22 protein-coding genes are annotated in these 25,545 nt (G+C 71.1%); 12 read left to right on the top strand and 10 right to left on the bottom strand.

Annotated elements, in window-relative coordinates:
- Positions 1–139 precede the first annotated feature (139 nt).
- From ACFYYF_RS33945 to ACFYYF_RS33930, 4 genes are all read left to right on the top strand, one after another.
- Complete coding sequence (locus ACFYYF_RS33945; RefSeq protein WP_388781519.1) at positions 140–982, top strand: aminoglycoside N(3)-acetyltransferase; 843 nt, start codon at positions 140–142, stop codon at positions 980–982.
- An 11-nt stretch (positions 983–993) separates the two neighbouring features.
- Positions 994–1,917 (top strand): ABC transporter ATP-binding protein, encoded by a 924-nt coding sequence (locus ACFYYF_RS33940; protein ID WP_361691196.1) that lies wholly within the window; start codon positions 994–996, stop codon positions 1,915–1,917.
- An 88-nt stretch (positions 1,918–2,005) separates the two neighbouring features.
- Positions 2,006–2,821, top strand: a complete 816-nt coding sequence (locus ACFYYF_RS33935) for an ABC transporter permease (RefSeq protein WP_388781516.1) — start codon at positions 2,006–2,008, stop codon at positions 2,819–2,821.
- Positions 2,822–2,880: 59 nt separating this feature from the next.
- A complete protein-coding gene (locus ACFYYF_RS33930) occupies positions 2,881–3,888 on the top strand; it encodes a heme A synthase (protein ID WP_388781513.1) in 1,008 nt (335 codons plus the stop codon).
- A gap of 73 nt (positions 3,889–3,961) precedes the next feature.
- Here the strand turns inward: ACFYYF_RS33930 and ACFYYF_RS33925 are convergent, their stop codons facing one another.
- The 3 genes from ACFYYF_RS33925 to ACFYYF_RS33915 form a co-directional block, all read right to left on the bottom strand.
- On the bottom strand, positions 3,962–5,068 hold the full coding sequence (locus tag ACFYYF_RS33925; protein WP_388781510.1) for an amidohydrolase family protein: 1,107 nt from the start codon (positions 5,066–5,068) through the stop codon (positions 3,962–3,964).
- Positions 5,069–5,195: 127 nt separating this feature from the next.
- A complete protein-coding gene (locus ACFYYF_RS33920; protein ID WP_361691184.1) occupies positions 5,196–5,552 on the bottom strand; it encodes a hypothetical protein in 357 nt (118 codons plus the stop codon).
- 127 nt (positions 5,553–5,679) lie between these two features.
- Positions 5,680–6,633, bottom strand: coding sequence for a heme o synthase (locus tag ACFYYF_RS33915; protein WP_361691312.1), 954 nt, complete (start codon positions 6,631–6,633; stop codon positions 5,680–5,682).
- Between the two features lie 353 nt (positions 6,634–6,986).
- On the opposite strand from ACFYYF_RS33915, the gene tkt reads away from it, so the two are divergent.
- Genes tkt through pgl form a run of 5 tightly spaced genes read left to right on the top strand, consistent with a single transcriptional unit; the run spans position 6,987 to position 13,592 of the window.
- Positions 6,987–9,074, top strand: a complete 2,088-nt coding sequence (gene tkt, locus ACFYYF_RS33910) for a transketolase (RefSeq protein ID WP_388781507.1) — start codon at positions 6,987–6,989, stop codon at positions 9,072–9,074.
- Between the two features lie 34 nt (positions 9,075–9,108).
- Positions 9,109–10,227 (top strand): transaldolase, encoded by a 1,119-nt coding sequence (tal, locus tag ACFYYF_RS33905; RefSeq protein WP_361691178.1) that lies wholly within the window; start codon positions 9,109–9,111, stop codon positions 10,225–10,227.
- A 4-nt stretch (positions 10,228–10,231) separates the two neighbouring features.
- Positions 10,232–11,755 carry a glucose-6-phosphate dehydrogenase gene (zwf, locus tag ACFYYF_RS33900; protein WP_361691175.1) on the top strand — a complete coding sequence of 508 codons (1,524 nt, stop codon included), beginning with the start codon at positions 10,232–10,234 and terminating at the stop codon, positions 11,753–11,755.
- On the top strand, positions 11,752–12,813 hold the full coding sequence (opcA, locus tag ACFYYF_RS33895; RefSeq protein WP_365487993.1) for a glucose-6-phosphate dehydrogenase assembly protein OpcA: 1,062 nt from the start codon (positions 11,752–11,754) through the stop codon (positions 12,811–12,813). The genes zwf and opcA overlap by 4 nt, the downstream gene beginning before the upstream one ends.
- A complete protein-coding gene (gene pgl / locus ACFYYF_RS33890; protein ID WP_361691169.1) occupies positions 12,810–13,592 on the top strand; it encodes a 6-phosphogluconolactonase in 783 nt (260 codons plus the stop codon). Before opcA ends, pgl begins: the two co-directional genes overlap by 4 nt.
- 144 nt (positions 13,593–13,736) lie before the next feature.
- Here pgl and ACFYYF_RS33885 read toward each other — a convergent pair whose 3' ends face one another.
- The 5 genes from ACFYYF_RS33885 to ACFYYF_RS33865 form a co-directional block, all read right to left on the bottom strand.
- Complete coding sequence (locus tag ACFYYF_RS33885) at positions 13,737–14,576, bottom strand: carbohydrate ABC transporter permease (protein WP_388781502.1); 840 nt, start codon at positions 14,574–14,576, stop codon at positions 13,737–13,739.
- Positions 14,573–15,931, bottom strand: coding sequence for an ABC transporter permease subunit (locus ACFYYF_RS33880; RefSeq protein ID WP_388781499.1), 1,359 nt, complete (start codon positions 15,929–15,931; stop codon positions 14,573–14,575). The genes ACFYYF_RS33885 and ACFYYF_RS33880 overlap by 4 nt, the downstream gene beginning before the upstream one ends.
- Before the next feature lie 6 nt (positions 15,932–15,937).
- Positions 15,938–17,263 (bottom strand): ABC transporter substrate-binding protein, encoded by a 1,326-nt coding sequence (locus ACFYYF_RS33875; RefSeq protein ID WP_388781497.1) that lies wholly within the window; start codon positions 17,261–17,263, stop codon positions 15,938–15,940.
- A gap of 108 nt (positions 17,264–17,371) precedes the next feature.
- Positions 17,372–19,045 carry a glycoside hydrolase family 13 protein gene (locus ACFYYF_RS33870; protein ID WP_388781494.1) on the bottom strand — a complete coding sequence of 558 codons (1,674 nt, stop codon included), beginning with the start codon at positions 19,043–19,045 and terminating at the stop codon, positions 17,372–17,374.
- 176 nt (positions 19,046–19,221) lie between these two features.
- On the bottom strand, positions 19,222–20,496 hold the full coding sequence (locus ACFYYF_RS33865; RefSeq protein ID WP_388781492.1) for an ABC transporter substrate-binding protein: 1,275 nt from the start codon (positions 20,494–20,496) through the stop codon (positions 19,222–19,224).
- A gap of 221 nt (positions 20,497–20,717) precedes the next feature.
- Between ACFYYF_RS33865 and ACFYYF_RS33860 the strand changes: the two genes are divergently transcribed.
- The 3 genes from ACFYYF_RS33860 (at position 20,718) to ACFYYF_RS33850 (ending at position 24,453) form a co-directional block, all read left to right on the top strand.
- Positions 20,718–21,230, top strand: a complete 513-nt coding sequence (locus ACFYYF_RS33860; RefSeq protein WP_151470323.1) for a PadR family transcriptional regulator — start codon at positions 20,718–20,720, stop codon at positions 21,228–21,230.
- Positions 21,227–22,039 carry an ABC transporter ATP-binding protein gene (locus ACFYYF_RS33855; protein WP_388781488.1) on the top strand — a complete coding sequence of 271 codons (813 nt, stop codon included), beginning with the start codon at positions 21,227–21,229 and terminating at the stop codon, positions 22,037–22,039. The genes ACFYYF_RS33860 and ACFYYF_RS33855 overlap by 4 nt, the downstream gene beginning before the upstream one ends.
- A 122-nt stretch (positions 22,040–22,161) precedes the next feature.
- Positions 22,162–24,453 (top strand): ABC transporter permease, encoded by a 2,292-nt coding sequence (locus ACFYYF_RS33850; protein ID WP_388781485.1) that lies wholly within the window; start codon positions 22,162–22,164, stop codon positions 24,451–24,453.
- A 368-nt stretch (positions 24,454–24,821) separates the two neighbouring features.
- Here the strand turns inward: ACFYYF_RS33850 and ACFYYF_RS33845 are convergent, their stop codons facing one another.
- Entirely contained in the window at positions 24,822–25,226 is a 405-nt protein-coding gene (locus ACFYYF_RS33845) for a hypothetical protein (protein ID WP_388781483.1), read from the bottom strand.
- Between the two features lie 160 nt (positions 25,227–25,386).
- Positions 25,387–25,545, bottom strand: a 159-nt coding sequence (locus ACFYYF_RS33840; protein ID WP_388781806.1) for a hypothetical protein, incomplete at its 5' end; no start/stop codon positions are given.

Genomic DNA, 25,545 nt, shown 5'->3' with positions numbered 1-25,545 from the left:
TCAGGGCCTGACAAGCCGCGCCCTCGGAGGCGGACGGTGCGCTGTGTCACTTAGGCATACCTAAGATGACCTGGGGAAACGATCTTTGATCGATCAATTCGGTGGCGTTCCCGCGGTCTCTCGGGAAGACTCCGGGACCATGCCGACACCCCTTCCGACCGGCCCACTCGTCACCCGGGACACCCTCGCCGGGGACCTGCGCGCCCTGGGCGTACGACCGGGGGAGACGCTGCTCGTGCACTCCTCGCTCAGCGCCCTCGGCTGGGTCAACGGCGGCCCCGTCGCCGTCGTCCAGGGACTGCTCGACGCACTCGGTCCGGACGGCATCCTGGTGGTCCCGACCCAGTCCGGCGACCTCTCCGACCCGGCGCTGTGGAGCCGCCCTCCGGTTCCCGAGGAGTGGTGGCCCGCCATCCGGGCGACCATGCCCGCCTACGACCCCCGCGTGACGCCCTCCCGCGGGGTCGGCGTGATACCCGAGACCGTCCGCACCTGGCCCGGCGCCCTGCGCAGCGCGCACCCGGAGACCTCGTTCGCGGCGCTGGGCCCGGCCGCGGAGGCGGTCGTCGGCGGACACGCGCCCGACTGCAGGCTCGGCGAGCGGAGCCCGCTGGCCCGGCTGGAGGCGGGCGGCGCCCGCGTCCTGCTGCTCGGCGCGGGCTACGCGAGCTGCACCAGCTTCCACCTGGCCGAGTACCGCATCCCCTCGCCCGTCGTGGAGGTCGGCCGCCCCTCCCCCACGGGCTGGGAGACCGTGCGTGAGGTCTCGATCACCTCCGACATGTTCGAGGAGCTGGGCGCCGACTTCGAGCGGGACCGTCCCGTCGTACGGGGGACCGTGGGCGCGGCCGGGGCACGGCTCTTCCCGGTGGCCGACGCGGTGGCGTACGCGGAGCGGTGGCTGGCGCTGCACCGGCCGCGGGACCTGTACGTCGAGACCGCCTCCGCCCCCGGCGGTCCGGTGCCGCGCCGGCGTCCCTAGAATTGCTCCTCATGCGAAGCGAGCCCGTGGTCCAGGTCCAGGCCCTGGTGAAGCGGTACGGAACGAAGACCGCGGTGGACGGCCTCGACCTGGTGGCCGCGGCGGGCATCACCGCCGTACTCGGACCCAACGGCGCGGGCAAGACGACCACGGTCGAGACCTGCGAGGGATACCGGAAGCCGGACTCCGGCACCGTGCGCGTCCTGGGCCTCGACCCGGTGAGACAGTCCGGCGAGCTGCACACCCGCATCGGCGTGATGCTCCAGTCCGGCGGCGTCTACTCGGGCGCCCGCGCGGACGAGATGCTCCGCCACGTCGCGAAGCTGCACGCCCATCCGCTGGACGTGGACGCGCTCATCGAGCGGCTGGGCCTGCAGAGCTGCGGCCGCACGACCTACCGGCGGCTGTCGGGCGGCCAGCAGCAGCGCCTCGCGCTCGCCATGGCGGTCGTCGGCCGTCCCGAGCTGGTCTTCCTGGACGAGCCGACCGCCGGCCTCGATCCGCAGGCCCGCCGGGCGACCTGGGACCTGGTCCGCGACCTGCGCTCCGACGGTGTCTCGGTGATCCTCACCACGCACCACATGGACGAGGCCGAACAGCTCGCCGACGACGTGGCGATCATCGACGCGGGCCGGGTCGTCGCCCAGGGCTCCCCCGAGGAGCTGTGCCGCGGCGGCGCCGAGAACACCTTGCGCTTCACCGGCCGCCCCGGCCTCGACGTGGCCTCCCTGCTCAAGGCCCTGCCCGCGGACTGCACCGCGGCCGAGCTGACGCCCGGGGCCTACCGGGTCGGCGGCAAGGTCGATCCGCAGCTGCTGGCGACCGTGACGTCCTGGTGCGCCCAGCACGGCGTGATGCCGGAGAAGATCTCGGTCGAACGCCACACACTCGAAGACGTCTTTCTCGAGCTGACCGGCAAGGAGCTGCGCTCATGAACCAAACTCGACCGCAGACCGGCCGGGGGTCCGGGGGTCGTCCCCCGGGAAGGCACAGCCTGGAGCTGACCGGCAAGGAGCTGCGTTCATGAGTCAGGCACAGCTGGGGGCCGACCGGCAGGGGGCCGCGTCCGTGGCCGCCTCCGGCATGTACACCCCGAAGCCGGGCGCCGCCCCGCTGCTCCGCATGATCGGCGCGCAGGCGGCTCTGGAGACGAAGATGCTGCTCCGCAACGGCGAGCAGCTTCTCCTGACGGTCGTGATCCCGACGCTGCTGCTTGTCCTGTTCAGCTCGGCCGACATCATCGACACGGGCCCGGGCAAGGCGGTCGACTTCCTGGCGCCCGGCATCCTGGCGCTGGCCGTGATGTCGACGGCGTTCACCGGCCAGGCCATCGCCACGGGCTTCGAGCGCCGCTACGGCGTCCTGAAGCGGCTGGCGGCCTCCCCGCTCCCGCGCTGGGGGCTGATGACCGCGAAGACGCTGTCGGTGCTGGTCACCGAAATCCTCCAGGTGATCCTGCTCACCGCGATCGCGTTCGCGCTGGGCTGGTCGCCGCACGGCAACCCGTTCGCCGTGCTGCTCCTGCTGGTGACCGGCACGGCGGCCTTCTCCGGGCTCGGGCTGCTCATGGCGGGCACGCTCAGGGCCGAGGCGACGCTGGCCGCCGCCAACCTGGTCTTCCTGCTGCTCCTGGTGGGTGGCGGGGTGATCGTGCCCATGGACAAGTTCCCCGCGGGCGCCCAGGACGTGCTCGGTCTGCTGCCCATCTCGGCCCTCTCGGACGGACTGCGGGACGTGCTCCAGCACGGCGCCCAGATGCCCTGGGGCGACCTGGGGATCCTGTCCGTCTGGGCGGTCGTGGGCCTCGGCGCGGCCGGCCGGTTCTTCCGCTGGGAGTGACGGAATCGTCCCCTCCCGGGGCCGACCCTCGTGAAAGCGTGCACAAGCGGGCCCCTACGATGGTGCGCGTGCAGAACCTGACCCGAGCCGACGCCCTCAGCGCGGTGCGCAACCCGCTCGCCTTCATCGCCGAACGCTGGACCCCGACCTCCCGGACGGTCCGGCGAGCGGCCCTCGCCGCGCTCGTCATGGCGGTCGTCATCGTGGTCACCGGCGGTGCCGTGCGGCTCACCGGCTCCGGCCTCGGCTGCCCGACCTGGCCCAAGTGCACCGACGACTCGCTCACGGCGACGAGCGCGATGGGCTTCCACGGAGCCATCGAGTTCGGCAACCGCATGCTGACGTACGTGCTGTGCGCCGCCGTCGGATGGGCGATCATCGCGGCACGGTCGCAGAAGCCCTGGCGGCGCGACCTCACCCGGCTCGGCTGGGCGCAGTTCTGGATCGTCATGAGCAACGCGGTCCTCGGCGGGATCGTCGTCCTGGTCGGCCTCAACCCGTACACGGTCGCCGCCCACTTCCTGCTCTCCACCGCGCTCATCACCGTCGCCGCGCTCATGTGGCAGCGCACCCGCGAGGGCGACGCGGCGCCGCGTCCGCTGGTCGGCAAGTCGGTGCAGCAGCTCGTGTGGTTCCTGGTCGTCGCCTCGGTCCTGCTGATCGCGGCCGGTACGGTCGTCACCGGCGCCGGACCGCACGCCGGTGACTCGAGCGAGGTCGAGCGCATCCCGGTGAACTGGGAGAACGTCGCCAAGCTGCACGCCGTGCTGGCATGGATCGTGGTCACGCTGACCTTCGCCCTCTGGTTCGTCCTGAAGGCGGTGGACGCCCCCCAGGGTCCCCTGCGCCGTACCCGCGACCTGTTCCTGATCCTCCTGGCCCAGGGCGTCCTCGGCTACGTCCAGTACTTCACCGACCTGCCCGAGGCCCTGGTCGCCCTGCACATGCTCGGCTCCTGCCTCGTGTGGATCGGGGTCGTGCGGGTCCTGCTGTCCCTGCGCGAGCGGCCCGAGGCCGTGGCGGATCTGCCGGGTCCCGCGACCGCGTCGGCCCTCACCCGCGCGTAACCCCGTCCGGGCGGCCGCCTTCACCGCGCCGCCCCTCCTGGGAAGCGCCTCACGCGCCGGGCCCGCCCCTGCTTCAGTCCAGCCCGTACACCCGCCGGGCGTTGCCCGCCGCGATCAGGGCCGCGACCCGCTGCGCGTCGGCCAGTGACCAGGCCCCTTCGGCGACCCAGTTGCCGAGGACGCGTGCCAGCGCCTCGCGGAAGAGGCGTGCTCCGATCACGTGGAGTTCGGGAATTCCCTGTGCTCCGCTGGAGAAGAGGAGCTTGCCGAAGGGGGCCAGTTCCAGTATTTCGGCGAGGACGGCGGCCGACCGCGCTCCGGTGCGCACCAGGGCGGCGCCCAGGTCGGCGTAGACGTGCGGGAAGACCCCCGCGAGATGGGCCGCGTGCCGCTGGTACGGGTAGCCGTGCAGCAGGACCAGGTCGGTGCCGAGTCCGGCGGTGGCGCGGGCGAAGTCGGTGAGCAGCACGGGGTCGGTGCGGTCGATGCGCTGCCCCGGGTCACCGAGTCCGGCGTGCAGTTGCAGGGGCAGGCCCGAGGCGACCGCGATCCACAGCAGATGGCGGAGCAGGACGGGGTCGGTGAGGGTGCCGCCGACCCGGCGGCCGGCGAGCCAGCGGCCCGCCGCGCCCCGTACCTCCCCGGGGCCGGGCGGTTCGGGCGCGAGGGCCAGACCGTGCCGCACGCCCGCCACGGAGGTGAAGGCCACGGCGGTCGCGGCCGCTCCGTGGACGGACTCGGCGAGATTGGCGAGAAAGGCCTCGACGGTTCCCGAGGTGTCGGCGACCTGCTCGGCGAGCAGCTCCAGACGGACGATCTCGTGCGCCCTGGCGGCTCCCGTGGAGGCCATCTCGCCCGGCCCGGTCAGGTCGCCCGGCAGTCCGGTGTCCACGAGATACGTGGTGATGCCGCTGCCGCGCAGCAGCCTGCGGCCCGTCTCCAGGACGCCGAGCTCGCGGCGCCGGGCCAGATAGCGGGCGGGCGTGCAGTGCGGTTCGAGTCCGAGCAGGGGCGGGCACCAGCGTCGTACGGCGAAGCCGGTCTGGGTGTCGAAGAAGGTGGTGCCCGCGGCCGGCGGCCCCTCGGTCCTGGCGAGGTGGGCCTCGAACGTGCCGAGGCCCAGCTCCGTCCGCAGTACGCCGTGGCAGTACTGGTCCACCAGGGACGGCGTTTCGATCATGCGGACTCCCCGCGAACGGACCGTTGCTTCTCAGGTCCTAACGGCTGAGCCGGGTGTCAGGTGTTGGTCGCGCACACCCCGTGCGAACAGCCGACGATTGTCGGCCGTCCGTGCGACGGGTGACGCGTCAGTCGTTGGGCCGACCGCCGAGCTGGATGCCGGCCATGCGCTTCCACTCGTAGGGGCCCGTCTTGACCTTGGCCGCGAACTCGCCGTCGAACGCCTCGTGGACGGTGACGCCGGCCTTCTTCACGGCGTCCTCGGCGATCTCGTAGCTCGTCGCCACGAGGTCGCCCCAGCCGCCGTCCTCGCCGACGAGGACGATGCGGGCGCCGCGCTCTCCGATGTACGCGACCTGGGCCTCGACCCCGCCGTGCGCCTTGGAGAAGGCGGTGATGCGCTGCGCGAGCTTCGCGGCGGCGCGTTCGGCCTTGGGGTCCTGGACGGTGCCGGGGGTCTCGTCGATCTGCTGGGTGTCTGCCATGGCCAGGATGCTACCGACGGGTAGATCGAACGGCGACGGGAGGGGTGCGTGGCCTTGACCACGCACCCCTCCCGTCGGTGATTCGGGGGCCCGCCGGATCCGTGTTCCCTGGTTCCGGCCTGGCGGTCTAGCGGAGGAAGGGGTCCACCGCGACGGCCACGAAGAGGATCGACACGTAGGTGATCGACCAGTGGAACAGCCGCATCTCCTTGAGCTTGGCGCCCGTCACCTCGGCCTTGGCACGGTTCTGCAGGCCGTGCGCCTCCCACAGCCAGAACCCGCCCGCGGCCAGCGCGACCGCGGTGTAGAACCAGCCCGTGTAGCCGAGCGGGGTGAGGAGCAGCGAGACCGCGACCATCACCCAGCTGTAGAGGACGATCTGGCGGGCGACGACCTTGTTGCTCGCGACGACCGGCAGCATCGGCACGCCCACGCGCGCGTAGTCCTCGCGCACCTTCATGGACAGCGGCCAGTAGTGCGGCGGCGTCCAGAAGAACATGACGAGGAAGAGGATGACCGGCGCCCACGACATGGAGTTCGTGACGGACGACCAGCCGATGAGCACGGGCAGACAGCCGGCGATGCCGCCCCAGACGATGTTCTGTGAGGTACGCCGTTTGAGGATCATCGTGTAGACGACGACGTAGAAGAGGAGCGCCCCGAGCGACAGCCAGGCGGACAGCCAGTTGACCGCGAGACCGAACAGCAGGGTCGACACGACCGCCAGCGTGATGCCGAACGCGAGGCACTCACGCGGGCTGACCATGCCGGTGACGAGCGGACGCTGCGAGGTGCGCTCCATGAGCGCGTCGATGTCGCGGTCGATGTACATGTTGAGCGCGTTGGCACCGCCCGCGGACAGATAGCCGCCGAGGCAGGTGAGGAGCACCAGCTTCAGATCGGGCACGCCCTGCTGCGCCAGGAACATCACCGGAACGGTGGTGATCAGCAGCAGCTCGATGATCCGCGGCTTGGTCAGCGCCACGAACGCCTTGAGACGGGCCCCGAACGGCCGCCGGCCCCGGCTGCTGCTCGTCCCGAGAACACCCGCAGGACGGGATTCGACGGCCGTCACGCACACCCCTGACAGAGACATCCCAGCGAGCCCCCGGATGAAATCCCCGTAAAGGCCCGCGCGTACCACGCCACTGTAGACGTTGCCCAGACCCCGGCATTCGCGGGGGTGGGCCCGTGTTGGGGAGTGCGGCCGGAAGAGCTGATCGAGACTCGATTGAGCACTCGGACGAGCGGCTCCGTATTCATGTGCCGAACACGGAACGACCCAGTCGGGAGGCGGATCGCGCCGAGGCCCGGCAGTCTGGAATGACTCGAAAAAACGCACGTACTCACGGGGGTAGGCTCGACAACGGCCGGGGCGCCCAGTGCACCGGCAATTCGACATGCGTGACATGTGGAGAGGAGCCCTGACCCAGGGTGAGCACCAAGCCGACCACCACAGACCTCGAGTGGACCGAGCTGGACCAGCGGGCCGTGGACACCGCCCGCGTCCTGGCCGCCGATGCCGTACAGAAGGTCGGCAACGGCCATCCCGGTACGGCCATGAGCCTGGCGCCCGCCGCCTACACCCTCTTCCAGAAGGTGATGCGGCACGACCCGGCGGACACCGACTGGGTTGGACGCGACCGCTTCGTGCTGTCCGCCGGCCATTCGTCCCTGACCCTCTACACCCAGCTCTACCTGGCCGGCTTCGGCCTGGAGCTGGACGACCTGGAGTCCTTCAGGACCTGGGGCAGCAGGACCCCCGGACACCCCGAGTACGGTCACACGCCGGGCGTGGAGACCACGACCGGTCCGCTCGGCCAGGGTGTCGCCAACGCGGTGGGCATGGCGATGGCCGCCCGCTACGAACGCGGTCTGTTCGACCCGGAGGCGCCGCAGGGCGAGTCCCCGTTCGACCACTTCATCTACGCGATCGCCGGTGACGGCTGTCTCCAGGAGGGCATCTCCGCGGAGGCCTCCTCCATGGCCGGGCACCAGAAGCTCGGCAACCTGATCCTGCTGTGGGACGACAACCACATCTCGATCGAGGGCGACACCGAGACGGCGGTCTCCGAGGACACCGTCAAGCGCTACGAGGCGTACGGCTGGCACGTGCAGCGCATCGCCCCGAAGCCGGACGGCGACCTGGACCCGCACGCCATCTACAACGCGATCGAGGCCGCGAAGAAGGTGACGGACAAGCCGTCCTTCATCGCGATGCGCTCGATCATCGCCTGGCCCGCCCCCAACGCGCAGAACACCGAGGCCGCCCACGGCTCGGCGCTCGGCGACGACGAGGTCGCGGCCACCAAGCGCGTCCTCGGCTTCGACCCGGAGAAGTCCTTCGACGTCGCCGCCGAGGTGCTGGCCCACACCCGCCAGGCCCTGGACCGGGGTGCCCAGGCCAAGGCCGAGTGGGAGAAGGGCTACGCCGCCTGGCGTACCGCCAACCCGGAGCGCGCGGCGGAGTACGACCGCATCGCCGCGACCGAGCTGCCGAGCGGCTGGGAGGGGAAGCTCCCCGTCTTCGAGGCGGGCACGGGTGTCGCCACCCGCGCCGCGTCCGGCAAGGTGCTGCAGGCCCTCGGCGCGGTGATCCCCGAGCTGTGGGGCGGCTCCGCCGACCTCGCCGGCTCGAACAACACCACGATCGACAAGACCAGCTCGTTCCTCCCGGCGGACAACCCGCTGCCCGAGGCGGACCCGTACGGCCGCACGATCCACTTCGGCATCCGCGAGCACTCCATGGCCGCGGAGATGAACGGCATCGCGCTGCACGGCAACACGCGCATCTACGGCGGCACCTTCCTGGTGTTCTCCGACTACATGCGCAACTCGGTCCGTCTGTCGGCGCTGATGCACCTGCCGGTGACGTACGTGTGGACCCACGACTCGATCGGTCTCGGCGAGGACGGCCCCACCCACCAGCCGGTCGAGCACCTGGCCTCGCTGCGCGCCATCCCCGGCCTCAACGTCGTCCGTCCCGCGGACGCCAACGAGACGGCCATCGCCTGGCGCGAGATCCTCAAGCGCTACACCAAGGTGTTCGGCAAGGGCGCCCCGCACGGTCTCGCGCTCACCCGCCAGGGCGTGCCGACCTACGAGGCGAACGAGGACGCCGCCAAGGGCGGTTACGTGCTCTTCGAGGCCGAGGGCGGCTCGCCCGAGGTCATCCTGATCGGCACCGGCTCCGAGGTGCACGTGGCCGTCGAGGCGCGCGAGCAGCTCCAGGCCGCGGGCATCCCCACGCGGGTCGTCTCCATGCCGTGTGTGGAGTGGTTCGACGAGCAGGACCAGGGGTACCGGGACAGCGTCCTGCCGCCGTCCGTGAAGGCGCGCGTCTCGGTCGAGGCGGGAATCGGTCTCACCTGGCACCGTTTCGTCGGGGACGCCGGACGCATCGTCTCGCTGGAGCACTTCGGTGCCTCGGCCGACGGCAAGGTGCTCTTCCGCGAATTCGGCTTCACCGCCGAGAACGTCGCGGAAGCCGCCCGTGAATCGATCGCCGCAGCCCAGCGCTGACGCCGACATACGACACGTAGGAGATGCAATTTCCATGACAGACGCACTCAAGCGCCTCTCCGAGGAAGGCGTCGCGATCTGGCTGGACGACCTGTCGCGCAAGCGGATCACGTCCGGCAACCTGGCCGAGCTGATCGACCAGCAGCACGTCGTGGGCGTCACCACCAACCCGTCGATCTTCCAGAAGGCGATCAGCAGCGGCGACGGCTACGAGCAGCAGCTCACCGAGCTGGCCGCCCGCAAGGTCACCGTCGAGGAAGCCATCCGCATGATCACGACGGCGGACGTCCGCGACGCCGCCGACATCCTGCGTCCCGTCTTCGACGCCACCGAGGGCCAGGACGGCCGTGTGTCGATCGAGGTCGACCCGCGACTGGCGCACAACACCACGGCGACCGTCGCCGAGGCCAAGCAGCTCGCCTGGCTGGTGGACCGCCCCAACACCCTCATCAAGATCCCGGCCACCAAGGCGGGTCTGCCGGCGATCACCGAGGTCATCGGCCTCGGCATCAGCGTCAACGTCACGCTGATCTTCTCGCTGGAGCGCTACCGCGAGGTCATGGACGCCTACCTCGCCGGCCTGGAGAAGGCCAAGGAGCGCGGCCTGGACCTCTCGAAGATCCACTCCGTGGCGTCCTTCTTCGTGTCCCGCGTGGACACCGAGATCGACAAGCGGCTCGACGCGCTCGGCACCCCCGAGGCCAAGGCCGCCCGCGGCAAGGCGGGCCTCGCCAACGCCCGGCTCGCCTACCAGGCGTACGAGGAGGTCTTCTCCACGGACCGCTGGGCCGCCCTCGACCGGGCGCAGGCCAACAAGCAGCGCCCGCTGTGGGCCTCGACCGGCGTCAAGGACCCGGCGTACAAGGACACCCTGTACGTCGACGACCTGGTCGCGCCGAACACGGTGAACACCATGCCGGAGGCCACGCTGGAGGCCACCGAGGACCACGGGCGGATCACCGGCAACACGATCGCCGGTACGTACGAGCAGTCCCGCGCCGAACTCGACGCCGTCGAGAAGCTCGGGATCGCGTACGACGACGTGGTCCAGCTTCTGGAGGACGAGGGCGTCGACAAGTTCGAGACCTCCTGGAACGACCTGCTCAAGTCGACCGAGGCGGAGCTCCAGCGCCTCGCCCCTTCGGAGGGCTGAAACCTTGTCGAGCAGCAACCCGCTGCGTGACCCCGCAGACCGACGGCTCCCGCGTATCGCGGGGCCGTCGGGCCTGGTCATCTTCGGCGTCACGGGCGATTTGTCACGTAAAAAGCTGATGCCCGCGGTGTACGACCTCGCGAACCGGGGTCTCCTTCCGCCGGGCTTCTCGCTCGTCGGATTCGCCCGCCGCGAGTGGGCCCACGAGGACTTCGCCCAGGAGGTCCACGACGCGGTCAAGGAGCACGCCCGCACGCCCTTCCGCGAGGAGGTCTGGCAGCAGCTCGTCCAGGGCATGCGCTTCGTCCAGGGCACCTTCGACGACGACGAGGCCTTCGACCGGCTGCGCTCCACGATCGAGGAGCTGGACAAGGCCCAGGGAACGGGCGGCAACTTCGCCTTCTACCTGTCCGTGCCGCCGTCCGCGTTCCCGGTGGTGATCCAGCAGCTCAAGAAGCACAAGCTGGCGGACCAGTCGGGCGGCTCCTGGCGCCGCGCGGTCATCGAGAAGCCCTTCGGCCACGACCTCAAGTCGGCCGAGGAGCTCAACGCGATCGTGCACGAGGTCTTCGCCCCGGACCAGGTCTTCCGCATCGACCACTACCTCGGCAAGGAGACCGTCCAGAACATCCTGGCGCTCCGCTTCGCCAACACGATGTTCGAGCCGATCTGGAACCGGTCGTTCGTCGACCACGTCCAGATCACGATGGCCGAGGACATCGGCATCGGCGGCCGGGCCGGCTACTACGACGGCATCGGCGCCGCCCGTGACGTCATCCAGAACCACCTGCTCCAGCTCATGGCGCTCACCGCCATGGAGGAGCCCTCCTCCTTCGACGCGGACGCGCTCGCCGCGGAGAAGACCAAGGTGCTCGGCGCCACCAGGCTGCCGAAGGACCTGGGCAAGAGCACGGTCCGCGGCCAGTACGCGGCGGGGTGGCAGGGCGGCGAGAAGGTCGTCGGCTACCTCCAGGAGGACGGTATCGACCCCAAGTCGAAGACCGACACCTTCGCCGCGATCAAGGTCGAGGTGGACAACCGCCGCTGGGCGGGGGTCCCGTTCTACCTGCGCACCGGCAAGCGTCTGGGCCGCCGCGTCACCGAGATCGCGGTCGTCTTCCAGCGCGCCCCGCACTCCCCCTTCGACCACACGGCGACGGAGGAACTGGGCCAGAACGCGATCGTCTTCCGCGTGCAGCCCGACGAGGGCGTCACGGTCCGCTTCGGCTCCAAGGTGCCCGGCACCTCCATGGAGATCCGGGACGTCTCGATGGACTTCGCGTACGGCGAGTCCTTCACGGAGTCGAGCCCGGAGGCGTACGAGCGTCTGATCCTCGACGTGCTGCTCGGCGACTCGAACCTCTTCCCGCGCACCGAGGAGGTCGAGCTGTCCTGGAAGATCCTCGACCCGATCGAGCAGTACTGGGACAAGCACGGCAAGCCCGCGCAGTACCCCTCGGGCACCTGGGGACCCGTCGAGGCCGACGAAATGCTCGAACGAGACGGACGGAGCTGGCGTCGCCCATGAAGACCGATCTCACGGACACCACGGCCAGCAAGGTCAACAAGGCCCTCGTCCAGGGCCGCCGCGCCATCGGCACACCCGCCGTCGGCATGGTCCTCACCCTCGTCATCGTCACCGACGAGGAGAACGCGTACGACGCCCTGAGGGCCGCCAACGACGCCTCGCGCGAGCACCCCTCGCGCACCCTCGTCGTCATCAAGCGCGTCTCCCGCTCGCCCCGCGACCGCACGACGTCCCGGCTCGACGCCGAGGTGCGCCTCGGGGCGGAGGCGGGCACCGGCGAGACGGTGGTGCTGCGCCTGTACGGCGAGGTGATCAACCACGCCCAGTCGGTCGTCCTGCCGCTGCTGCTGCCGGACGCGCCCGTCGTCGTCTGGTGGCCGGTGAACGCGCCGCTCGACCCGGCGAAGGACCCGCTCGGCGCGCTCGCGCAGCGCCGGGTGACCGACACCTACGCCGCCGAGGCCCCGGTACGGGAGCTCAACGCCCGCGCCGATGCCTACACCCCGGGCGACACGGACCTGTCGTGGACCCGCATCACGCCCTGGCGCTCGATGCTGGCCGCGGCCCTGGACCAGGTCACCTGCGACGTGGACGCGGTCGAGGTGGAGGGCGAGGAGTTCAACCCGAGCTGCGAGCTGCTCGCGATGTGGCTCGCGGACCGGCTGGAGGTCCCGGTCAAGCGGTCGCTGTCCGCGGGCCCCGGTCTCACCGCGGTCCGGCTGGACACGAGCTGCGGCCCGATCGTCCTGGACCGCGCCGACGGCACCCTCGCGACGCTGTCCATCCAGGGGCAGCCCGACCGCGCGGTGGCGCTCAAGCGCCGTGACACGGCCGAGCTGATGGCGGAGGAGCTGCGCCGCCTCGACCCGGACGACACCTACGCCTCGGCGCTGCGCTACGGCGTGGACCGGCTGAACGCGGCGGCGGACACGTCGGGGGCCGGGCCCTCGGGCGGGACCGCGACCGCGACGAAGGCGGCCCCGGTCGCCAAGGACTCCCCCGCCTCGGTCGCCGAGACACTGGCCAAGAAGGCGGCGGACAAGGCGGCCGCCGAGTGAACACTCCGCAGCTCGTCGTCCACCGCGACAAGGATCTGATGGCCCAGGCCGCGGCGGCGCGGCTGATCACGAAGATCGTGGACGCGCAGGCCTCGCGCGGCTCCGCCTCGATCGTGCTCACCGGCGGGCGCAACGGCAACGGGCTCCTCGCGGCGCTCGCGTCCGCGCCCGCCCGGGACGCGGTCGACTGGGCGCGTCTCGACCTGTGGTGGGGCGACGAGCGGTACCTCCCCGAGGGCGACCCCGACCGCAACGACACGCAGGCCCGCGCGGCCCTGCTCGACGCGGTGCCGCTGGACCCGGCGCGGGTGCACGCGATGCCCGCCTCCGACGGTCCGTACGGCGCCGACGTGGAGGCGGCGGCGGAGTCGTACGCGGCGGAGCTCGCGAAGGCCGCCGGGCCGGAGAACCACGGCCCGGTCCCGGCCTTCGACGTCCTCATGCTGGGCGTCGGTCCGGACACGCACGTGGCCTCGCTCTTCCCGGAGCTGCCCGCGGTGCGGGAGACGGAGCGGACGGTGGTCGGCGTGCACGGCGCACCCAAGCCGCCGCCGACCCGTATCTCGCTGACCCTGCCCGCGATCCGCTCCGCCCGCGAGGTGTGGCTGCTCGCGGCCGGCGAGGACAAGGCCCAGGCGGCCGCCATCGCCCTGTCCGGCGCGGGCGAGATCCAGGCCCCCGCCGCCGGCGCGTACGGCCGCTCACGCACCCTGTGGCTCCTGGACGCCCCCGCGGCGTCCCAGCTGCCACGCTCGCTGTACCCGCCGGCGTCCGCCTGAGCGGACCCGCACCCCCGAACGCCGGAGGAACCGAGTCTCGGTTCCTCCGGCGTTCGGGGTCGGACCGGCGCCGGGAGTCAGGGCCCGGCGCCGGGATACAGGAAACGGACGGGCACGAGCCGGCGGGACCGCGAGGCCCCGCCGTCACTTCACCGACCCCGCCATCACCCCCTGGACGAAGTGCCGCTGGAAGGCGAAGAAGACCGCCACCGGAACCAGGAGGGACAGGAACGCCCCCGGGGCCAGCACATCGATGTTGCTTCCGAACTGCCGGATCTGTGACTGGAGTTCGACCGTCAGCGGCTGGGCGGAGCTGTCGGCGAAGAGCAGGGCGACCAGCATGTCGTTCCAGACCCAGAGGAACTGGAAGATGGCGAGGCTGGCGATGGCCGGCCGGCCCACCGGGAGGACCAGCCGGGTGAAGATGCGCCACTCACTCCCCCCGTCCATGCGCGCGGCCTCCAGCATCTCCTTGGGCATCTCCGCGAAGTAGTTGCGCAGCAGGAAGATCGCGAACGGCAGACCGTACGAGACGTGGAAGAGGACGACGCCGGGGATCGTGCCGAACAGCCCCAGCTGCCCGAAGAGTTTGGCCACCGGCAGCAGGCCGATCTGCACCGGCACCACCAACAGCGCGACGACCAGCAGGAAGATCGCGTCGCGCCCCGGGAAGTCCAGCCAGGCGAAGGCGTATCCGGCGAGCGCGGCGATGACGACGACGAGGACGGTCGCCGGCACCGAGATCAGAACGGTGTTCCAGAACGCCTGGGTCATCCCCGCGTTGCCCAGCAGGGCGGAGTAGTTGTCGAAGGACAGCTGCCCCGGGCTCTTCAGCGCGGTCCACCAGCCGCCTCGCGCGGTGTCCTGGGCCGACCGCAGCGAGGACAGGAACAGGCCCGCGAGCGGGGTGAGCCACACCAGGCCGACGACGACGAGAAACGCCTGCACCAGGCTGCTGCCGAGTCCTCGCCTGAGCGCGTTCATCGTTGACTCCCTCGGAAACGGCGGACGTTGAAGACCATGGCGGGGATCACCAGGAGCAGCAGCAGGACTCCGAGCGCGCTGCCGAGGCCCTGGTTGTTGCCGCCGCCGAACGACACCAGCCACATCTGGGTGGCCAGCACGGTGGCGTCCTCCTGCACCGGGCCCGGCGCGATGATGTAGACGAGGTCGAAGACCTTCATCACGTTGATGACGAGGGTCACGAAGACGACGGTCAGCACCGGTGCGAGCAGCGGGACCGTGATCCGGCGGAAGATCTGCCACTCGTTCGCCCCGTCCATCCGGGCCGCCTCCAGCGCGTCACGCGGCAGCGCGGCGAGCCCGGCGCCGATGAGCACCATGGCGAAGCCGGTCCAGATCCACAGGTAGGCACCGATGACGGCCGGCGTGACGAGCGCGGGTCCCAGCCAGGAGACGCCCTCGTACGGCGGGGCGAAGTTCGACGCGGGCAGCCGCACGGTGTACGAGCCGGGGCCGAGGTCCCGGAAGCGGAAGGAGCCGTCGGCCGCGGTGGTGGCGCTCGCGACCTTGTGGCCGTCCCGCAGCGCCTCGACCGTCATCCCGGGCAGCCCGCTCTCGTTCCGGTCGGTCCTTCCCCGCTCCCCTCCCCCGCCGCGGGTGAAGTCCAGGTAGACGACACCGCGCAGTTCGTCGGACGCCGCCGTGCGCCGGGCGGCGGAGTACGCGGGCCGCGCGCCCTGCGGCAGGTCCTCGGGGAGTACGCCGACCAGGCCGAGGCCGACGGTGTGGCCCGGCGTCACCGGAGCGGTCGTCCCGTACGAACCGTCGGCGGCCTTGGTGAGGCCCTGGCCGTCGCGGGCGCGGGCGGTCGGGTAGGCCGAGGTTCCCGTGAAGGCGTCGTGCACGGAGACGACGGCGGCGTTCAGCACGCCCTTGTCGGGGTCCTCGTCGTAGGCGAGCCGGAAGATGATGCCCGCGGCGAGGAAGGAGACCGCCATCGGCATGAACAGCAGCAGCTTGAACGCCGTTGCCCAGCGCACCTTTTCGACGAGTACGGCGAGGACGAGGCCGAGGCCGGTGAGCAGGGTCGGTGCGACGACGACCCAGATCGCCGTGTTGCGGACGGCCTTGATCGTGGCCGGGTCGCGGAACATCTCGGTGTAGTTGTCCCCGCCCACGAACCGTGTACCCGAGGCGTCGAAGAAGCTGCGGCCCACGGAGAACAGCACGGGATAGACGACGAGCGCGCCGAGCAGGAGCAGGGCGGGGAGGACGAAGGCTACGGCGACGATCCGGCCCCGGCGCCGGGCCCGCCGTCTGCGGTCGGCCAGGGTGACCGGAGGCGGGCCCGCCTCTTTCAGGAGCGTGGCGGTCATGCGCGATCAGCCCTTGTACGCCTTGGCCGCCGCGCTCTCCAGCTCGGCCGCGGTCCCCTTGGGGTCGGACGGGTCGCGCAGGAAGTCCTGGAGGATCTTCCACTCACCGGCGCCCTTGGTGCCGCCGAAGGCGGCCGGGGCCTGGTCGGACATGTCGAAGCGGACCGAGTCTCCGGCCGCGACGAGGGACTTGGCGGTCTCGCGGGTGACGTCGTCGCCGTAGGCGGCGAGGTCGAGCTTCTTGTTCGGGGACAGGAAGCCGCCCGCCCGGGCCCAGACCGCGGACGCCTCGGGGGTCGTCAGGTACTCCAGGAACCGCATGGCGGCCTTCTGGTTCTGGCCGTCCTTGAGGACGACGGCCGCGTCGCCGCCGCTGACCACGGGAGCCTTGCCGCCGCCGACCGCCGGGAAGGGGAAGAAGTTCGCGTCCTCGCCTATCTTCCTGCCGAACTGGTCCTTGGCGACCCCGGCCACGAAGTCGCCCTCGTAGACCATTCCGGCCTCGGGCTTGGGCCCGAACACCTTCTCGACGGAGCCCGGGAAGTCCGTGTTCAGGGCCCCCTTCTGGCCCCCGGCCATCAGCTGCTTGTCCTTGAAGAGCTTGCCGAGGGTGGTGAGGGCCTCGACCACCGTCGGGTCCGTCCACTTGATCCGGTGGGCGGCCAGGGCGTCGTACTTCTCGGGCCCGGCCTGGGAGAGGTAGATGTTCTCGAACCAGTCGGTGAGCGTCCAGCCGTCCTGTCCGGCGACGGAGAAGGCGGCGAGACCCGAGTCGGCGACCGTGTGGCCGGCCTTCAGCAGCGCGTCGTAGGTCGTCGGCGGCTCGACGCCCGCCTGGTCGAGGGCCTCGGGGCTGTACCAGACGGTGGACTTGTGGGCGGCCTTGAAGTAGAGCCCGTACAGCGTGCCGTCGACGCTGCCGTAGTTCTTCCACACGCTCGCGTAGTCGGCGTCGACCGCCGCTGTGGCGGTCTTGGACAGCGGCGCGAGCCAGCCCTGCTTCGCGAACTGCTGGAGCACGCCGACCTGCGGGACCATCACCACGTCGGGGGCCTTGCCGCCCTCGATCTTGCTGCCGATGACGGTGGAGACGTTGTCACCGGTGGAGACGAACTGCGTCTTGGCGCCGGTCTTCTCGGTGAAGGCGTCCAGCACCTTCTGGAAGTTCTTCTGCTCGCTGCCGGACCAGACACCGGCCACGGTGATCGTCTGGCCGTCGAGCGACTTGTCGCCGCCGCCCGTGGAGACGGGGCCGCCTCCGCAGGCGGTCGCGCCGAGTGCCAGGGCGAGGGCGGTGCAGCTCGCGAGCAGGTTCGTACGTCGTCGCATCATCGTTGATGTCCCTTCGGGGAATGGGAATTGACGGATCGTCAAGAAGAGGTGAGCCGGGGGGTTGGGGTCGGAGGAGGGAAGGTCGTGGAGCGAACTCGGCCGGAGGGTTCAGGGATTGACCGCGTCGCCGACCCACCAGGCGGCCGTCGAGCCGGGCAGGACACCGGGCGCGCAGGGGCCACTGGAGAGCAGCGGGGTGCCGGAGACCGGCGCGGGCGTCGGCGCGGAGCCGAAGTTGACCGCGCACACCAGGCCGTCGCCGCGGACGAAGCCGAGGACGCCGGGCTGGGTGTCCAGCCAGCGCAGCTCGCCATCACCCAACTGGGGCAGTCCGGAGCGCAGTTGGAGTCCGTCGCGGTAGAGGTGCCAGAAGGAGCGGGTGTCGGCCAGGGCGCGGTCGGTCGCGTACTCGGCGAAGTAGGCGGGCTGCGGCAGCCACGGCTTGGCGCTCTCCGCGCCCGAGGTGAAGCCGAACGGCGACGCGTGCCCCGACCAGGGCAGCGGCACCCGGCATCCGTCGCGGATGCGTGCCCGGCTTCCGGTGCGGCGGAATATCGGATCGGTGAGCACGTCGTCGGGCAGGTCGACGACCTCGGGCAGCCCCAGCTCCTCGCCCTGGTAGATATACGCGGCTCCGGGCAGCGCCAGCATCAGCAGCGCGGCGGCACGGGCCCGGGCGGCACCCAGACCGCTGCCCTCGGTGCCCAGTTCGCCGTAGCGGGTGACGGTGCGGACCTGGTCATGGTTGTTGAGAACCCAGGTGACCGTCGAGCCGGTGCCGGCGATGTCCTGCATGGCCTCGGAGATGACCTTGCGGAAGGCGTCGGCGTTCCAGGGCGCGCTCAGCAGGTCGAAGAAGAAGGCCTGGTGCAGCTCGTCGTGGCGTACGTACCGGGCGTGCTCGCGCGCGGTCGGCACGGAGACCTCGCCGACGAGCAGCCGTTCCCGGCCGTCCTCGGCGGTGTACTCCTCGCACACCGATCGCCAGTCACGCCAGACACCGTGCACCTCCGGCTGGTTCCAGGCGAGCGGGTTGACCGAATCGCGGGTGCGGGCGTCGGCCTCGGGGTCGGGCGAGTCCGGCAGGCCGGGGTGCTTGTAGAGCCCGGCGGCCACGTCGATGCGGAAGCCGTCGACGCCCCTGTCGAGCCAGAAGCGCAGTACGTGGTCGAAGTGGCCGCCGACCTCGGGGTTGCGCCAGTTCAGGTCGGGCTGTTCCGGCGTGAACATGTGCAGGTACCACTGACCGGGGGTGCCGTCCCGCTCCGTGACCCTGCTCCAGGCGGGGCCGCCGAACATCGCGTGCCAGTTGTTGGGCGGTTCGGCGCCGTCCGGTCCCCGGCCGTCGGCGAAGTGGAAACGGGCGCGGGCGGTGCTGCCGGGCGCCGAGTCCAGCGCCTCACGAAACCACGGGTGCTCGCTGGAGCAGTGGTTGGGGACGATGTCCAGGAGCACCCGGATGCCGAGGCGCCGGGCGTCCGTCATCAGCAGGTCGAACTCGGCCAGGTCGCCGAAGAGCGGGTCCACGTCGCAGTAGTCGGCCACGTCGTAGCCGTGGTCGTGCTGCGGCGAGGGGTAGAAGGGGCTCAGCCAGATGCCGTCGACCCCGAGCTTCTTCAGATACGGCAGTCCGGCCCGGACGCCGGCGAGATCACCGATGCCGTCCCCGGTGCTGTCCAGAAAACTCCGGACGTACACCTGGTAGATCACTGCGTCGCGCCACCAGCGGTGCGTGTTGAGCGTCACCCGTTGACCTGTCTGTGCGTGCCTTCGGTTATGCATGCATGTTAGGTAAGCATGTCGCGGAGATGTCAACGAGCAGACAGCAGCTATCGAGAAAGCGGCCCTTTAAATGGGCATTTTTTGGCCCGATCCACCGGAGATGAGATGGTGGCGTTACCTAACATGTAACTAGGAAGGGATCGCCGGATACGACAAGGAAGGGGTGAGGAAGGGGTTCAGCCCCGGCGCGAGATGTCGGCCAGCTCGCGCGCCAGCCGGCGCACGGCGGCCTCGGCCGTCTGACGCCCGGTCATCGCGTCGTGCACGACGGCCTGCACGGCGAGGCTCACCTGGTCGTAGCGGGGGCTCTTGGGGCGCGGCGCCGCCGCGAGCACACCGGCACGCAGCGTCGGCAGGTACGGGAACTCGCGGACCAGCTCGGGATCCTCGTAGAGGTCCGCCCGTACGGGCGGCAGCGCGCCCTTGGTGAGGACCTGCCGCTGCACCCGTTCACTCGTGAGGTACGCGATCAGACGCGCGGCGGAATCGGGGTGCCTGGCCAGCGCGTTGACCGCGAGGTTCGAGCCGCCGAGCACGCTCGTCCCCGGCCCGTCGGGCCCGGGCAGCGGAACCGCGCCCACCTTTCCCGCGACCGACGATCCCGGGGCGGAGGCACTGACGTAGGCGTAGGGCCAGTTGCGCAGGAAGAGGAGACGGCCGTCCTGGAAGGCCCGTTTGGACTCCTGCTCCTTGTACGTCAGCGCCTTCTTCGGTATCCAGCCGTCGCGGACGCCGTCGGCGAGGAAGCCGATGCCCTCACGGGCGGCCGCGGAGTCCACCGTGACGCGCTCGCCCTCGTCGCCGAGGATCGTGCCGCCCGCCGAGTAGACCGCCTCGGCCGCGTTCACGGTGAGTCCCTCGTAGGGCAGGAACTGACCCGCGTATCCGTCGAGCCCGTACTTCGGCGCGATGCTCCTCGCCTGTTTCTCCAGCTCCGCCCAGGTACGCGGCGGCGCGACGCCCTCCTTGGCCAGGATGTCCTTGCGGTAGAGGAGCAGTCCGGCGTTGGTGACGTACGGGACGGCGTACAGCTTCCCGTCGTACCTCGCCGTCTCGACCACCGGAGGCAGGAAGCCGTCGAGCGGAAAGCGGTCGCGGGGCAGCGGGGAGATCCAGCCGGCGGCGGCGAACTCCGAGGTCCACGCGACATCGATGTTGAGGACGTCGAAGCGGCTCCGGTCGCCGCCGCGCAGGTCGGTGGTCATCTGCGCGTGGGTCTCGTCCGCGGAGTCGGGGAGTTCGACGAGGGTGACCTTCTCGCCGGGGTGCGCGTGGTTCCAGTCCTCGAGCAGCGGCCCGAGATAGCTGGTGAGGTCACCGGCGGTGGCCAGCGTCAGCGGACCGCGCCCGCCCTCGCGCGCGCCGTCGGCGGGCGAGCCCGAGGCGACGTAACCGGACAGGACCACCGCGGCGATCAGGAGGCCCCTACCGGCGGCACGTATCCACCGCATAGGTTCCTCCCTGTACACCGGCACCGGGCACCTTCGCCCGGAGTCAGAGGCCATGTATACCCGTTAGGTATGAGCGATACTAGGGCCTGCGGCACATTGGCCTCCGGCTCATGCGTGGTCGGCACATGGGCCCGCGACACTCGACGAGTATGCCGTGAGCGGCTGGGACGCCCTGAGGGCGAACGAGAAAACGAGAGAGAAGAGGGGGGAGGAGAGCACGAGTGCGGCTGCCCCTCCTGGCGCTGCTGGCGCGCGGCCCGGCCCATGGCTACGAGCTCAAGCAGGACCTTGAGCAACTGCTGGGCTCCGCGTACCCTCAGCCGAACGTCGGCCAGATCTACGTGACGCTCGGCCGCCTCGAGAAGTCGGGACTGATCGAGGGCGAGGAAGTCGAGCAGTCGAGCCGGCCCAACAAGAAGATCTACCACCTCACCGACGCCGGGCGTGAGGCGCTGCGCGCCTGGTACGAGGAGACGGCGGACGAACCGCGGGTACGGGACGAGTTCTTCATGAAGCTCGCGCTCGCACCGCAGACCGGTCTCGCCGACCAGATCGCCCTGATCAACAAGCAGCGGCGCCGGTATCTGAACACCATGCGCGAACTGTCGAAGCTCGCCACGACCGAGAACCGGGACAACCGCATATCCCAGCTGCTCATCGAGGGCGCCATGCTGCATCTGCAGGCCGACCTCGACTGGCTGGAACGCTGCCAGGAGGAGTTGGAGGAGCAATGAGCCGCACCCCTCCCACGTCGCGCGCCGAGAACCCGTCGGCGCGGCCCGAGAGCCCTTCGCCCCGTGACGGGGAGGCCGCCGTGCTGCGCGCGGAGAACCTGGTCAAGACCCACTACGGCGAAGGGGCTCCCGCACGTGCCGTACGCGGCGTCGACCTCTCCGTACGGCGGGGTGAGTTCGTGGCCGTCACCGGCCCCTCCGGCGCCGGGAAGTCGACCCTGCTGCATCTGCTCGGCGGGCTCCAGCGGCCGGATTCCGGCAGCATCTGGCTGGACGGCGTCCGCACGGACGGATACGGCGAGGCCCGCTGGGCCGTCGAGCGCCGACGCCGCATCGGCATCGTGTTCCAGTTCTTCAACCTGGTGTCGAACCTGTCGGTCGCCGACAACGTCGAGCTGCCCGCCCTGCTCGCCGGGGTCTCCCCCAAGCAGGCGCGCGCCGAGCGCGGACAGCTCCTCGCCGAGCTGGGCCTTGAGGGCAAGGAGCGCAGCATGCCGGGCGAGCTGTCCGGAGGTGAGCAACAGCGCGTCGCGCTGGCCAGGGCGCTGGTCAACCACCCGCCCCTGCTGCTCGCCGACGAACCCGCGGGCAGCCTGGACAGCAAGGGCACGCGCGAGGTGACCCGGCTGCTGTCCCGCTTCCACCAGCGCGGCCAGACGATCGTCCTGGTCACCCACGACGCGCGGCTCGCGAGCGCCGCGGACCGGGTGATCAGCTTCTTCGACGGCCGGATCGCCGACGACGCGGAACTCGACGGCACGCCCTCGCGGGGCCTGGGGATATCCGGCGTGCTGGAACTGAAGGACTGAAGCGCATGCGCCCCCTCTCGATCACCTCCCCCGCACCCGCGACGCCCGTCGCCCCCTTCACCTCCCCCGCACCCGCGACCCCTGCCGCCGCCTTCGTCCGCGAGCCGAGGGGCTGAGCGGGGATGCGTGCCACGTTGCGCTGGGCGCACGCCGATCTGCGCACCCACCGGGGTGAGGCGCTGTTCATCGTGCTCGCCACCGCCGGGATCGTCACCTCGCTGCTGCTGGCCGCCGCGCTCTTCGGCTACGCCACCAACCCCTGGCAGCGGGTCTTCACCCAGTCGCACGGCGCACATGTATGGATCCATACCGGACCGTCCTCGGACGCGCACAGACTCGCCGACGTGGACGGAGTGGACTCCGTCGCGGGCCCCTACCCGACAGCCGTGACCGCCGTCGAATCACGGGGGACCCGTGCCGTGGTCGAACTGCGCGGCACCACCGAGCAGCCCGGCACGGGGCGCCCGCTGCTCGCCTCCGGACACTGGCTCGACCCCGCCCGGGCGGACGGCGTGGTGCTGGAGAGCAGCCTCGCCCGGGCCCTGTGGGCCGAACCGGGAGACACCCTCACCGTGCCCGGCACCACCCGGAAGCTGACCGTGCTGGGCGTGGCCGACAGCGCCGAGCCCCGTTACAGCCCGGGGGATCGGCCGGGCCTGGTGTGGACGCTCCCGTCGGCGGTTCGCGGCACCGCCGGACGCGCCGGGCAGGTGATCGGGCTGCGGCTGACCGATGCCGGCGACACGGACTACGCGGTCCAGCGGGCCGTCACCCTGCTCGGCGCCGGAGCGGTCACCGAGGTCTCCTCCTGGCAGCAGGCGCGAGCCGAGGCGCAGGGCGACAACCGGCTGCTCGGGCAGGTTCTCGGCCTGTTCGGCCTCGGCGCGCTGGTCGCCGCCGGGCTCGCCGTGCACGGTGCGATCGGTACGCGTATCCGTGGGCACCTGCGGGACATCTCGGTGCTGAAGGCGATCGGTTTCACGCCGGGCCAGGTGGTACGGATCTTCCTGCTGCAGCACCTGGCGTTCGCGCTGCTGGGCGCCGTGCTCGCCGGCGCGCTCACGCAGGCGCTGGGCAGCCGGGTCCCGGGACGCCTCGGGGACGCTGTCGGTGTGTGGCAAGGACTGCCTGGACACACCGCGGCGCTCTTCTCGGTGCCCGCGGCCGCGGTGCTCTTCATCGCCGCGACGACCGGACTCGCCGCGTGGCGGGCCGGACGGGTGTCCCCGGTGCCGGGGCTGCGCGCCGCGGCACCGCTCGGTGGCGGGCTGCCGCGTCTGGCACGCGGGGCGCTGAGGCTGCGCCTGCCGTCCGCGTTGGTCCTGGGCTGGCACAAGGCGTTCACCCGCCGGTCGCGTTCTTCGGCCACGGTCGCCCGTCTCGCGCTGCCCCTGCTGCTGATCGTGGTGGCCATGAGCGCTTGGACGACCATCGAGCGCTTCCACAGCAGGCCCGAGCAGCTCGGTCTCGCGGCCGCGCTCACCGTCCGGCCGAACGGGAACCCCAGCGATTCCGGCGTGCTGGCCCTGCTCGACCGGAACCCGCGGGTCACCGGTGTCCACCCGGGCATCCAGGTGCCCGCCCTGGTCCCCGGCCAGACCGGCACGATCGCGCTGCGCGGCCTCGGCACCCACCAGGACCCCTACCCGTTCTCGCTGGCCGAGGGCCGCCCCGCGCGCGGACCCGACGAGGCGGTGGCGGGTCAGGGCCTGCTCGACCTGCTGGACGTGCGGGTCGGCGACTGGGTGCGCGTGACCGTGGGCGCCCAGCCGCAGATCCTGCACATCGTGGGGCGGAGCATCGAGCCGGAGAACGGCGGCCGGGTCATCTCCACCTCGCTCGACACCCTCCGTGAGAACGACCCGGAACTCCGGCCCACCCTCTACCAGCTCCAGCTGCGCCCCGGCGCGGACCCGCGCCAGGTGGCCACGGAGCTGACCAAGGCCGCGCACGGAGCCTTCGACGTGCACGCCGTGACCAACCCGGCCGACGGGCTCTCGCCGCTCCGCGGAGTCGTCGTGGGACTGATCGCCGTACTGGCCCTGATCGGGCTCATCGAGCTGCTCACCGCGATCGGCGGCACCGTCCGGGAGGGCGAGCGGGATCTGCTGGCGCTGAAGGCGATCGGGCTGACGCCGCGGCAGATCACCGCGATCACCGTGACGGCCACGGGGTGCACGGCCTTCGCGGCGGTCCTCGTCGCCACGGCTGTGGGGCTGCCCCTCGCGCACTGGCTGATCGATGCCCAGAGCAGGTCGAGCGGCATCGGCGCGGGCGTCGCACGGGGACCGTCCGCCGTGCTTCTGCTGCTGTTCGGCGGCGCCGCCGTGCTGGGCGCGGCCGCGCTCGCCGCGCTGCCCGCCGCCCGGGCGGCCCGCCGCCGGCCGGCGGACACCCTGAGCGCGGCGGCCTGATCCCGGTCAGGTTCCGTAGGGTCCTGGCCCGTACGGGTGCCTCCGCGTACCCGGCGCGGGTGGGGCTCCATCGGGAGGGGGGACGTACGGACCGCCCTGCCGATGTGGTCCCGACGGGCTGCCGTGAGGATGGGGAACGTACTGGTTCCCGGGCCGACGGGGGTCCCTCGCGGCGGAACGAGACCGCCGGGCGGAGGGTAGGCGGGCGGGGACACGCGGCGCGGTACGGCAGGGTTGCGGGGTGTGCGCCCAGCCTGATCCCGTAGCGGCGGCGGAGCCCGTTCATCTCCAGGGCGGCTATGGCGGTGACCGTGACCGGCGCGCCCGGGATGAAGACGATGCCCATCCTGAAGCTGAGCCCGTGCAGATCACCCGTGATCAGATCGGGAACGGCCATCGGCCAGGTCGTCACCGTGGCCAGCAGCGGCGGCAGACAGCGGTGCACGACCGCGGATCCGAACAAGTTCCCGGGCAGCTGCACCGCTCCGTGGACGAGGAAACCGGTCAGCCAGAGCGCCGTCAGTCCCGGCAACGCGAGTGCGACGCCACACGAAGAGCATCACGCCCACGGTCAGCGGCGTGATGAACAGCAGAACGGCGGACGCCGTCAGCATGTTCTCCAGCACTTCCGTGAAGTCGAACCTGCCCTGTACGAAGGTGTACACGCCCAGCGCCGCAACAGCTCCGGCGAAGATGCGCACGCGCTTGAGACGCTCCACCGACGGATCGAGCGACTCCGGGATCCATGCCGGATGGAACACGGCCTTCGCCACCGGTTTGGGTCGCAGCAGGGACCGCGCCGTCAGGGTGTCGCTCGTCCATCTTTCCCGTGAGCCGGCCAACTTCCGCTCCCCCGAACGATTGCGGACGTGATCGCCGGGGATCTCAGGGGAAGCGGGCGGACTCCCACCGCCCGCTTCCCCCTGGTCAGGCTCAACGGCCCCGCAGCGTGCGGTACTTGGCGACCAGTGCCTTGGTCGACGCGTCCAGTCCCGGCACGTCCGTGCCCTCGGTCAGGGCGGGTTCGACGCGCTTGGCGAGGACCTTGCCGAGTTCGACGCCCCACTGGTCGAAGGAGTCGATGTTCCAGAC

This window comes from Streptomyces sp. NPDC001914 (assembly GCF_042891215.1).
GTDB lineage: Bacteria > Actinomycetota > Actinomycetes > Streptomycetales > Streptomycetaceae > Streptomyces.
This window is presented reverse-complemented; position numbering and strand designations above follow the sequence as displayed.